Raw genomic sequence first — 11,827 nt, forward strand, 5'->3', positions numbered from 1 at the left:
TCAATTGCCTCGGGTTTAAACCCGAGGCAATTGATAAAAGATTGGAATGAAAAGCAGGAAAATGGATTGCTGACAAATCCCAAACCATTCGCTCCTAATTAAATTAAAGATTGTTTCCTTGCTTTCAATGACTTACTTTTGCAAAAAAAATACACTTGTGAATTACCTTTCTGTAGAAAATATATCGAAATCATTTGGCGAACGAACGTTGTTTAAGGACATCTCCTTTGGAATTAATAAGGACCAAAAAATTGCTTTTATTGCCAAAAATGGCTCGGGAAAAACCCAAATAATGAAAATTATTAATGGCGACGATACGCCTGATACTGGGCAAGTTGTGATGAGAAAAGATATTAAAATGTCGTTTCTGTCGCAGGTTCCGCAGTTGCAAGATGAGTTGACGGTGGAGGAAAGTATTTTTGCAAGTGATAATGAAATTTTACACGTAATTGAGCGTTACGAAAAAGCACTTGAAAATCCAGAAGATAGCGAAGCTTATGAGAAAGCGTTTGACGATATGGATCGTTTTAATGCTTGGGATTTTGAAACGCAATTCAAACAAATTTTATTCAAATTGAAGTTGGAGGATTTCAAATTGAAGGTGAAAAACATGTCTGGTGGACAGAAAAAACGTCTTTCGTTGGCGATTATTTTGATTAATAAACCTGATTTATTGATTTTGGATGAACCTACCAATCACCTTGATTTAGAGATGATTGAATGGCTAGAAAGTTATTTTGCTAAAGAAAATGTTACGTTGTTTATGGTTACGCACGACCGTTTCTTTTTAGAACGCGTTTGCAATGAAATCATTGAATTAGAAAACGGAAAATTATACAGTTACAAAGGAAATTACTCTTATTATTTAGAGAAAAAAGAAGAACGTCTAATTTCTGAAAGTGCTACGATTGATAAAGCGCAAAATCTTTTTGTAAAGGAATTGGCGTGGATGCGAAGACAACCGAAAGCACGAACTACCAAGTCAAAATCTCGTCAAGATGATTTTTACAAAATAAAAGAAGTTGCCGAAAGTCGCAGAAAAGAGAACAAAATTGAACTTGAAATTAATATGGAACGTCTTGGAAGCAAGATTATTGAGTTGCATAAAATTTCGAAAAAGTTTGGCGATAAAAAGATTTTAGAAAATTTTAGTTTTGATTTTCAGCGTGGTGCTCGAATTGGAATTATCGGTAAAAATGGAACTGGAAAATCGACTTTTTTGAACTTATTGACACAAACGATTCCGACTGATTCTGGTAAAGTGGTAACTGGTGATACTATTAAAATTGGTTATTACACACAAAGCGGAATTAACCCAAAACCGGGACAACGCGTTATTGATATTATTAAGGAATACGGAGAATATATTCCGTTGATGAAAGGGAAATTGATTTCGGCGAGTCAATTGTTGGAACGATTTTTATTTGATAGCAAAAAACAATACGATTTTGTAGAAAAACTTTCTGGTGGCGAATTGAAACGATTGTATTTATGTACGGTTTTGATTCAGAATCCGAATTTCTTGATTTTGGATGAGCCGACGAATGATTTGGATATCGTAACGTTGAATGTATTAGAAAGTTTCTTGTTGGATTTCCCAGGTTGTTTGCTTGTGGTTTCTCACGATAGGTATTTTATGGATAAAATTGTTGATGATTTATTCGTTTTTAGAGGCGACGGAATTGTAGAAAATTTTCCAGGAAATTATTCTGATTTTAGAGCTTATGAAGATTCGGCTGAACCAGCAAATAAAGATGATAACAAGGAAAAGAACAATTGGAAAACTAAAACTATTTCGTCTGGTTTAGATTTTAACGAACAAAAAGAATTCAATAAAATCGAGAAAGAAATAAAAGATTTAGAACATCAAAAGAAACAAATCGAACAATTATTTTCTGAAGGGAAAGTTGCTGATAACGAAATTGAAGCGAAAGCTTTAGAACTTCAAAAAGTAATTAATTTGAAGGAAGAAAAAGAAGAACGTTGGTTTGAATTGAGTTCTAAAATGGAATAATTATTACACAGAGATTCACAGAGAAAAGCACAGAGATTCACAAATCTCTATTATCTTTGTATGGCTCTGTGAAAAACTCTGTGAAACTCTGTGCTACAGATTATAAAATCATATCTAAACTTCCTCTGGAACTCCAAGAATCAACACGGAGTGCATTCGCCGTTTGTGTATAGTTTGGTTACGAAATGTTTTTATGATAAAAAAAAATATCCAGAATATTCCATTTTAAAAAACTACAGAAATTCTCTTTTAGAAAATAAAAACACCATTGAAGTGACTGATTTTGGTGCTGGTTCGCGAGTTTTTAAAAGTAATACACGACCTATAAATCAAATTGCAAAAAACGCTGGGATTTCATCTAAAAGAGCGGAATTATTATTCAGAATTGTAAATTATTTTCAGCCTGATAACATTCTTGAAATTGGAACTTCGTTAGGTTTAGCGACATCGGCTTTGTCATTAGGAAGTAAAAATACCAAAGTCATTACTTTAGAAGGTTGTCCCAATACAATTAATCAATGTCAATTGCAATTACAAAAATTCAATATCAATAATGTTGAATCTATAAATACAAAATTTGAAGACTATCTAAAAACCTACAACCTACAACCTACAACCTACGACCTCATTTATTTCGACGGCAATCATTCCAAAAAAGCAACTTTGGAGTATTTCGAACTTTTAATTCCAACAATAACAAACGATTCTGTATGGATTTTTGATGATATTCATTGGAGTAAAGACATGGAAGAAGCTTGGGGAATAATTAAAAATCATCCTAAAGTTACGGTTACAATTGATACTTTTCAATGGGGAATTGTTTTCTTTAGAAGTGAACAATTAAAAGAACATTTTGTGATTAGAACATAAAAAAAAAAGACAACCATCCCTGATTGTCTTTTCCTGAATTAATAATCATACTTAATATTATTCTTTTGCTTCAGCAGTTTCTCTACTTTTCGCACCAATTCTGTTCATTTTAAACATTGGTCCAAATTTAAATTTGATAGAAGCAATTTTACCGTTGTCTTCAGAACTTAATCCTTCTTTTTCAACAGTATTTTTTCTGCTATCCAATGCTTCATACATCAATTTTACTTCATCATAATCTTCTCTTGTAAAGTTTTCTTTGTTGTCTTTATACGATTGAAAGAAAGCATCATAAACACTCAAGATATTATCTTTGTTTACCCAAGAAAAGTTCATGTCCTCACCTACTTTACCAGCACCAAAAAATCGGTCACGTAGCATTTGATTCGGATTAGAAGCAACTGCAGTTGTTTCGGCAGCTTTAGTTTCAAGAGTTACTTTGAAACCATCATAAGAAGAACGTGCAGCATCAATCTTTTGTTGCGATGCATTTCTTGTTTCTTCATCCAAATTTGTCAATGCAGCATTAGCTTCCGTGCTTTTTCTGTCGAAATCTGCAGCAATTTGATCCCAATTGGTTTCCATATCTGCAGCAGCAACTGTTTTCAATGAATCCACATAACTTTCTAATTCGCTAATTCTTTTATCAGCCAATTCTTTTTCATCATTTTTACAAGAAACTAATCCTAGTAACACCATCGAAAACAATCCGAATTTTACTATACCTTTTTTCATAATTAATAAGTTTTAATATTTAATGTAAAATTAGTCCTAACATCAATCAGCAGCGTTACACATTAATTTTTTAATCTTACACAATTCTCGTTTTTTGTTGTTAAAGTTTGTAACTTTATCCGGTTATTAACTACTAATGCTATAAATTAGTCAAAAGAAGATATGTCACAACCACTCATCAACATCACCAATATAAAGCGCGATTTCGTTCTTGGAACCGAAATTATTAATGTTTTAAAAGGAATCGATTTACAAATAAACAAAGGCGAATATGTAGCATTGATGGGCCCATCGGGTTCAGGAAAATCTACTTTAATGAACCTTTTAGGATGTCTTGACACACCAACTTCTGGAAGCTATATCCTTAACGGAAAAGACGTCAGCCAAATGCACGACGACGATTTGGCCGAAATCCGTAACAAAGAAATCGGATTCGTTTTCCAAACCTTCAACCTTTTACCGAGAACAACCGCATTAGACAACGTTGCCTTACCAATGATTTACGCAGGATATTCTAAATCAGAAAGAAATGCTCGTGCAACCGAAGTGCTTACACAAGTAAACCTATCCGATAGAATGGACCACCAACCCAACCAACTTTCGGGTGGACAACGACAAAGAGTTGCCGTAGCTCGCGCCTTGGTAAACAAACCATCTATCATTCTTGCCGATGAGCCAACAGGAAATCTAGACAGTAAAACATCGGTAGAAATCATGAAACTTTTTGGAGACATTCACGCCTCAGGAAACACCGTAATTCTTGTAACTCACGAAGAAGACATCGCACAATATGCCCACAGAGTAATTCGCCTTCGTGACGGATTAATTGAAAGCGATACCCAAAATACCAATCATTTATAGCTATCACATTGATCACTGTCGAAGTGAGGAGCGAATCGCTTGGGCTTTATCAGTAATCCTTATTCCTGCCATACGAAGTAGTCTCGTTAAAAAACGAGAGCTACTTCCTCCTGTCAGGGCTAGTTGGCAATCCATTTTAATTTTTGTTACCTTTGAAAAAAGAAACTTTAGAATAATTTAGATTCCAAAATCTACTATCTAATATCAAAAATCTAATATCAGCAATGAAAGTATACACAAAAACAGGTGACACAGGAACAACAGCACTTTTTGGTGGCACAAGAGTTCCCAAACACCACATACGTATAGAAAGTTATGGAACCGTAGACGAATTAAATTCGCACATCGGATTAATTCGCGACCAAGAAATAAATCAACTTTACAAAAACGTATTAATAGAAGTCCAAGATAGACTTTTTACCGTTGGCGCAATTCTAGCAACACCACCAGAAAAAGAAACACTTAAAAATGGTGAAAAAAGACTACAAAATCTTGGCATTCAAGAATCTGATATCGAATACCTAGAAAATCAAATCGATGCTATGGAAGAATCGCTTCCGCAAATGACACATTTTGTTCTTCCAGGCGGACACACAACTGTGTCATATTGTCATATAGCTCGTTGCGTTTGCCGTCGTGCCGAACGTTTAGCCGTACATTTAAATGACATAGAACCAACAGACGAACTAGTAATTAAGTACCTAAACCGACTTTCTGACTACCTTTTTGTATTGGCACGGAAGTTGTCATTCGATTTAAACGCCGATGAAGTACAATGGATACCGAGAAAATAGTATTTTAAAACTTCAAAAGTCAAATTCCAAATTCCAATAAATAATTCCTGTAATGCAAGTAAAATAGAGCATTTTTGGATTTTGGAATTTAAAATTTGGAATTTAAAAAAAGACGTTCTTAAACTTTATTGAAAAATAAATCAAAAAAAACTTGACTTTTTCAGTAATAAATTTATTTTTGCACAAATTAAAACCCAAAGAAGATGTATTGGACATTAGAATTAGCATCGTATTTAAGTGATGCACCGTGGCCTGCTACCAAAGATGAGTTGATCGATTACGCAATTAGAGCTGGTGCTCCACTTGAAGTAGTAGAAAATCTTCAGTCTATTGAAGACGAAGGTGAAATTTATGAATCTATGGAAGAAATTTGGCCAGATTATCCAACTGACGAAGATTATCTTTGGAACGAGGACGAATATTAAAAAATAAACTAAAACAACAGAAGAAAAGTCTCCATTGGGGCTTTTTTTTTGTTTAAATTCGCAATCCCGAACTTTCGGAACACTAAAAATATAAAATAAAACCATTATGAGTTTCATAAATAGCATACTTAAAGCATTTGTAGGCGATAAATCTCAAAAAGACGTAAAGGCAATCCAACCTTTAGTTGTCAAAATAAAATCATTTGAAAGTGCATTAATGGCATTGTCACACGATGAATTAAGAGCAAAAACTGTAACTTTCAAAGAAAAAATCAAGCTTGCAAGAGCCGAAAAAGATGCTAAAATTGCCGAACTTAAACTAAAAGCAGAAAACACAATTGACATTGATGACAGAGAAGACATCTACAATGCCATGGACGCTTTAGAAAAAGAAGCTTACGAAATTTCTGAAAAAGTATTAATGGAAATTCTTCCAGAAGCATTTGCTGTTGTGAAAGAAACTGCTAGACGTTTTAAAGAAAATTCAACAATTACAGTTACATCAACTGAAAAAGATAGAGAACTTTCGGCGACAAAACCTTACATTACTTTAGTTGGCGATCAAACCAATTGGTCAAACACTTGGAATGCTGCTGGAAAAGAAATTACTTGGGATATGATTCACTACGACGTTCAGTTGATTGGTGGTATCGTTCTTCACCAAGGAAAAATTTCTGAAATGCAAACAGGTGAAGGAAAAACTCTAGTAGCGACACTTCCACTTTATTTAAATGCTTTGACTGGAAATGGCGTGCATTTAGTAACCGTGAATGACTATTTAGCAAAACGTGATAGTACATGGAAAGCACCTTTATTCGAATTCCACGGAATCACAGTAGATTGTATCGATAATCACTCTCCAAACTCTGTTGCAAGGAGAAAAGCTTATGAAGCCGACATTACTTATGGAACAAATAACGAATTTGGATTTGATTACCTAAGAGATAACATGGCGCATTCGCCAGAAGATTTAGTTCAAAGAAAACACAATTATGCTATTGTCGATGAGGTTGACTCGGTATTAATTGATGATGCTAGAACGCCATTAATTATTTCTGGTCCGGTTCCAGACGGTGATCGTCACGAATTCAACGAATTAAAACCAAAAATCGAAAATCTTTTCAATTTACAACGTCAGTTAGCCAACGGATTTTTAACCGAAGCTAAAAAACTTATTAAAGAAGGAAATACTAAAGATGGTGGTTTTCAATTATTAAGAGCCTATCGTGCTTATCCAAGAAACAAAGCATTAATTAAGTTTTTAAGTGAAGAAGGAATTAAACAATTACTTCAAAAAACTGAAAACGAATACATGCAAGACAACAATCGCAAGATGCCAATGGTTGACGAAGCATTGTATTTTGTAATTGAAGAAAAGAACAATCAAGTAGAATTATCTGATAACGGAATTAAATTCTTATCACAAGATACCGATGATACGTTTTTCGTTCTTCCAGATATTGGAACAGAAATTGCCAACATCGAAAAACAAAACCTTGAAAAAGATCAAGAAGCAGAAGCTAAAGAGAAATTATTTCAAGATTTTGCAGTAAAATCAGAGCGAATTCATACACTTACGCAGTTATTGAAAGCCTACACTATATTCGAAAAAGATACAGAATATGTTATCATGGACAATAAAGTGATGATTGTAGATGAATCTACAGGTCGTATCATGGATGGTCGTCGTTATTCTGATGGATTACACCAAGCTATTGAGGCAAAAGAAAACGTAACGATTGAAGCTGCAACACAAACATTTGCTACAATTACCTTGCAAAATTATTTCCGTATGTACAGCAAATTGGCTGGTATGACCGGAACTGCAGTAACAGAAGCTGGTGAGTTATGGCAAATTTATAAATTAGACGTAGTAGAAATTCCGACCAACAGAGGAATGGCTCGTAAAGATAAAGAAGATTTAATTTACCGTTCGGTTCGTGAAAAATTCAATGCAGTAATTGAAGATGTAACGCAACTTTCTGCAGCTGGAAGACCAGTTTTAATTGGAACAACGTCAGTAGAAATTTCAGAATTATTAAGTCGAATGTTAAAAATGCGCGGTGTTAATCACAACGTTTTGAATGCGAAAATGCACAAAAGTGAAGCAGAAATTGTTGCCGAAGCTGGAAAACCTGGTGTAGTAACAATTGCAACCAATATGGCTGGTCGTGGAACCGATATCAAACTAACTCCAGAAGTAAAAGCTGCTGGTGGTTTAGCAATTATTGGTACAGAACGTCACGATTCACGTCGTGTTGACCGTCAGTTGCGTGGTCGTGCTGGTCGTCAAGGTGATCCAGGAAGTTCACAATTTTATGTTTCGCTTGAAGATAACTTAATGCGTTTATTTGGTTCCGATAGAGTTGCAAAAGTAATGGACAGAATGGGATTGAAAGAAGGTGAAGTTATCCAACATTCTATGATGACTAAATCTATTGAAAGAGCTCAGAAAAAAGTAGAAGAAAACAACTTTGGTACACGTAAACGTTTATTAGAATATGATGACGTTATGAATGCGCAACGTGAAGTAGTTTACAAACGTCGTCGTCACGCTTTGCATGGTGAACGTCTAAAATTAGACATTGCCAACATGATGTACGACACTTGCGAAGTTATCGTTGGTGACAACAAAGCATCAGGAGATTTTAAAAATTTCGAATTTGAATTGATTCGCTATTTCTCTATTACTTCTCCAATTTCTGAAGGTGATTTTTCTAAATTATCTGAAACAGAAATTACAGGTAAAGTTTATAAAGCAGCAATGCACTATTATACTGAAAAAACCGAAAGAAGTGCACGTGAGGCTTTCCCAATTATTGCAAATGTTTATGAGCAAGAAGGAAATAAATTTGAACGAATTATTGTTCCATTTACAGACGGAATTAAATCGTTGAATGTGGTTACCGATTTGAAAAAAGCTTACGAATCTAATGGTGCACAATTGGTTGCCGATTTTGAGAAAAATATCACTCTAGCGATAGTTGATGAAGCTTGGAAAAAACACTTACGTAAAATGGACGAGCTGAAACAATCGGTTCAATTGGCAGTTCACGAACAAAAAGATCCATTGCTAATTTACAAATTGGAAGCATTCAAATTGTTTAGAACAATGCTTGATGGCGTAAATAAAGAAGTAATTTCATTTTTATTTAAAGGTGATTTACCTCAACAACAAAACAACATCCAAGAAGCTAGCACTGAAGTACGTCAGAAAGAAAATTACACTGAATCTAGAAGTGAAATTCCAAACAGTGATGAACTTGCAGAACAAAACAGAGAAGCTGGACAAACGCAACAACGTCAAGTAACAGAAACCATTGTTCGTGATCAACCAAAAATTAATCGCAATGACAATGTAACTATTAAACAAGTTGCAACCGGAAAAACCGAAACTATGAAATTTAAAAAAGCCGAAAGTTTATTAGCCACTGGCGAATGGGTTTTGGTTAATGAATAAAAAATAGATTGCAAATTGCAGTTTAAAAATAATATCCTCAATTGTGAAAGCAGTTGGGGATTTTTTATTTATATTTGGTAAAACAATTTATGAAAAAGCAAATTATCTTTTTACTAGCTTGTATTCTTTTTACAACTATTTCTTTCTCGCAAGATTTGAATGCTTTAAAAGCAGAAATACAAAAAACGTATGATGCTACAATCGCTTTAAATTATGATAAAATCCTAGATTATACTTATCCAAAACTTTACAAATTTATACCTAGGGATAAGATGAAAGAAGCTTTAATAGCAACTTTTAATGGTACCGATGAAATGAAAGTTAAGATACTAGCTGTTGATCCTAACTTTAATTATGGTGAAATAAAAACAATCGATGACCAAAAAATTTGTCTTGTGAAACATAATCTTTCTATGGAATTAACGTTAAAAGAAACCTTAGAAGAGGAAGATGTTGAAATGATGATTGATTTACTAAAATCTACCATGGAAACAGAAGACATAACATTTGATAAGGAGAAAACAACTTTCAAAATCAATAAAATAGCAACAATGATAGCCATTTCTGATGAACTAACTAATAATCAATGGCGCTTTTTAAACAAAGACAAAGAAAATAAATTGATGGCAATGCTTTTAAATAAAAAAGTAGTAAAAGAATTAGGATTATAAACTTAACACAATCATATCATGGCAAAAAGTCAAGACGCAAAAAAAACTGTAAAAAAAGAACCTCTTAAAACGGCTAAAGAAAAAAAAGAGGAAAAACGAGCTAAGAAAAACACTCCAAAGAGAGATTAATAAATAGAAACGCTTATAAAATTATAAGCGTTTTTTTTATTCTTAAATCACACACAATAACTATAAAATCACTCTGCACTTCAAATTAATTCTATTCAACTCAGAATTCATTCATTGCTATTATCACAAAATCAAGCTTATTCCTGACGGCTTTTTTGAATTTAATTGGTCAAAACATCAAAATTACTGCGTTTAATTAATCGAAAGATGCGATGAAATAACCAATTAAACAGACGAAAAGCATCAATTTTTGTTTATTTATAAAAAATCGCAAAAATATTATTTTTATCAGTTTTCTTACTTTATCCTTCATTTCTTGAGTATTACGTTACCTAAATAGGTTATAACTATCAATGTTATTTTTTAATTCTTAATTACCCGAAATTTTACAATCCAAACATGGTAATTATGTATGATTTTAAAATTACGATGTAAACCTAGTCGGTATGAAAGGCCTATCTTTGCAGGAAAATCTCACTAAAAAAGAGAACGAGTTTAATTAAATTAAAGAATTATGAAGAAGAATTTACTATTATTATCCTTTTTAATGATTTCTATTGCAAATGTAAATGCACAAGAAACAGAAAAAAAAGAATCAGGTTTTGACAAATGGTCAATTGAATTAAATGGCGGAGTTAACAAACCATCAAGAACATTGAGTTCTGGTTATTTTACTAAAACGTTTAATTTATTTCACGCAGATTTAGGAGTTAGATATATGTTTAACCCAAAATTTGGTATGAAATTAGATTTTGGATATGATAAATTTGAAGATGGACACTCAAGTGCACCTTTTGAAAGTACTTACTTAAGAACAAGTTTACAAGGTGTTGTAAATATTGGTAGAGTTTTAAACTTTGAAACTTGGACTAACACATTTGGTTTATTAGCACATGGTGGATTTGGTGCTTCTCAATTAACGTCAAAAAATGGTTTTCAAGGTGAAGATTACATGGGTAACGGAATTCTTGGATTAACTGGTCAAATCAAGTTAAACAATAGTATCGTTTTAACTGGAGATATCACTGGAATTGCTAACGGAAAGCAACAAAACAACTTTGATGGAATGGGCCAAGTAACTACTAGCGCAATTGATGGAATTGTTATGAATGCATCTGTTGGTTTAACGTTCTACCTTGGTAAAAACGAAAAACATGCTGACTGGTATTTTGAAAACAAAACAGATGAAATTGAAGCATTAGAAAAAAGACTTGCATTCCTTGAAACTGGTCTTGCAGATACTGACAAAGATGGTGTTGCAGATTTATATGATTTAGAACCAAATTCTACAACTGGAGTTGCTGTTAATTCTAAAGGACAAGCTGTTGATGTTAACAAAAATGGTGTTCCAGACGAATTAGAACGTTATTTAGACAAAACTTACGGTCAAAATGGTAATGCTACTGCTTCAAACGGTACTATTGAAGAATTAATCAACGGTGGATTTGTAAATGTTTACTTCGATTTTAATTCTGATACACCAACAAGCACATCACTTTCAGGAGTTGATTTCTTAGTGAAATACCTTAAAGCTAATCCTTCTAAAAATGCTCAAATTATTGGATATGCAGACGAAGTTGGTGACGTAAGTTACAATAAAGCTCTATCTCAAAGAAGAGCTGATGCTGTTAAAAACATTGCAATTAATTCAGGAATTAATGCTTCAAGATTAACTGTAGTTGCTAATGGTGAAGATAGTTCTGTGAACAAAGATTCTAAAGAAGCGCGTCAAATTGTAAGAAGAGTTACTTTCTCTGTAAAATAATTTACGTTTCAATATAATAGAAAACCGCTGTAATTGCTACAGCGGTTTTTTTTGTATCTAATTCTTAAATTTTGAAATAAAATAAAAAAGTAAATAGTTTATT

At 33.2% G+C, this 11,827-nt stretch carries 9 protein-coding genes; 8 read left to right on the top strand and 1 reads right to left on the bottom strand.

What is annotated here, in order from left to right:
* Positions 1-157: 157 nt before the first annotated feature.
* Positions 158-2,014, top strand: coding sequence for an ABC-F family ATP-binding cassette domain-containing protein (locus tag DIU01_RS10355; protein WP_290834146.1), 1,857 nt, complete (start codon positions 158-160; stop codon positions 2,012-2,014).
* A 90-nt stretch (positions 2,015-2,104) separates the two neighbouring features.
* The gene (locus DIU01_RS10360; RefSeq protein WP_290834148.1) at positions 2,105-2,884 is read left to right on the top strand and encodes an O-methyltransferase; all 780 of its coding nucleotides are present in this window, start codon (positions 2,105-2,107) and stop codon (positions 2,882-2,884) included.
* Between the two features lie 57 nt (positions 2,885-2,941).
* Here the strand turns inward: DIU01_RS10360 and DIU01_RS10365 are convergent, their stop codons facing one another.
* Positions 2,942-3,619: a hypothetical protein gene (locus DIU01_RS10365; protein ID WP_290834150.1), complete on the bottom strand. Its 678-nt coding sequence runs from the start codon at positions 3,617-3,619 to the stop codon at positions 2,942-2,944.
* 162 nt (positions 3,620-3,781) lie between these two features.
* On the opposite strand from DIU01_RS10365, the gene DIU01_RS10370 reads away from it, so the two are divergent.
* From DIU01_RS10370 to DIU01_RS10395, 6 genes are all read left to right on the top strand, one after another.
* Positions 3,782-4,480, top strand: a complete 699-nt coding sequence (locus DIU01_RS10370) for an ABC transporter ATP-binding protein (RefSeq protein ID WP_290834151.1) — start codon at positions 3,782-3,784, stop codon at positions 4,478-4,480.
* Between the two features lie 224 nt (positions 4,481-4,704).
* Entirely contained in the window at positions 4,705-5,274 is a 570-nt protein-coding gene (locus DIU01_RS10375) for a cob(I)yrinic acid a,c-diamide adenosyltransferase (protein ID WP_290834153.1), read from the top strand.
* Between the two features lie 203 nt (positions 5,275-5,477).
* The gene (locus tag DIU01_RS10380) at positions 5,478-5,699 is read left to right on the top strand and encodes a DUF2795 domain-containing protein (RefSeq protein WP_022828503.1); all 222 of its coding nucleotides are present in this window, start codon (positions 5,478-5,480) and stop codon (positions 5,697-5,699) included.
* Between the two features lie 106 nt (positions 5,700-5,805).
* Positions 5,806-9,159, top strand: coding sequence for a preprotein translocase subunit SecA (gene secA / locus DIU01_RS10385; RefSeq protein ID WP_290834167.1), 3,354 nt, complete (start codon positions 5,806-5,808; stop codon positions 9,157-9,159).
* Positions 9,160-9,248: 89 nt separating this feature from the next.
* The gene (locus tag DIU01_RS10390; protein WP_290834169.1) at positions 9,249-9,830 is read left to right on the top strand and encodes a hypothetical protein; all 582 of its coding nucleotides are present in this window, start codon (positions 9,249-9,251) and stop codon (positions 9,828-9,830) included.
* Positions 9,831-10,473: 643 nt separating this feature from the next.
* Positions 10,474-11,724 carry an OmpA family protein gene (locus DIU01_RS10395; protein WP_290834171.1) on the top strand — a complete coding sequence of 417 codons (1,251 nt, stop codon included), beginning with the start codon at positions 10,474-10,476 and terminating at the stop codon, positions 11,722-11,724.
* The last annotated feature ends 103 nt before the right edge of the window (positions 11,725-11,827 follow it).

Origin of the sequence: Flavobacterium sp. (genome assembly GCF_003525665.1) — a bacterium.
Lineage (GTDB): Bacteria > Bacteroidota > Bacteroidia > Flavobacteriales > Flavobacteriaceae > Flavobacterium.

What these genes read in the sequence shown, in the direction of transcription:
- DIU01_RS10365 (WP_290834150.1), bottom strand. Translation starts at nt 3,619, where the DNA reads ATGAAAAAAGGTATAGTAAAATTCGGATTGTTTTCGATGGTGTTACTA.
- DIU01_RS10370 (WP_290834151.1), top strand. Translation starts at nt 3,782, where the DNA reads ATGTCACAACCACTCATCAACATCACCAATATAAAGCGCGATTTCGTT.
- DIU01_RS10375 (WP_290834153.1), top strand. Translation starts at nt 4,705, where the DNA reads ATGAAAGTATACACAAAAACAGGTGACACAGGAACAACAGCACTTTTT.
- DIU01_RS10380 (WP_022828503.1), top strand. Translation starts at nt 5,478, where the DNA reads ATGTATTGGACATTAGAATTAGCATCGTATTTAAGTGATGCACCGTGG.
- secA (WP_290834167.1), top strand. Translation starts at nt 5,806, where the DNA reads ATGAGTTTCATAAATAGCATACTTAAAGCATTTGTAGGCGATAAATCT.
- DIU01_RS10390 (WP_290834169.1), top strand. Translation starts at nt 9,249, where the DNA reads ATGAAAAAGCAAATTATCTTTTTACTAGCTTGTATTCTTTTTACAACT.
- DIU01_RS10395 (WP_290834171.1), top strand. Translation starts at nt 10,474, where the DNA reads ATGAAGAAGAATTTACTATTATTATCCTTTTTAATGATTTCTATTGCA.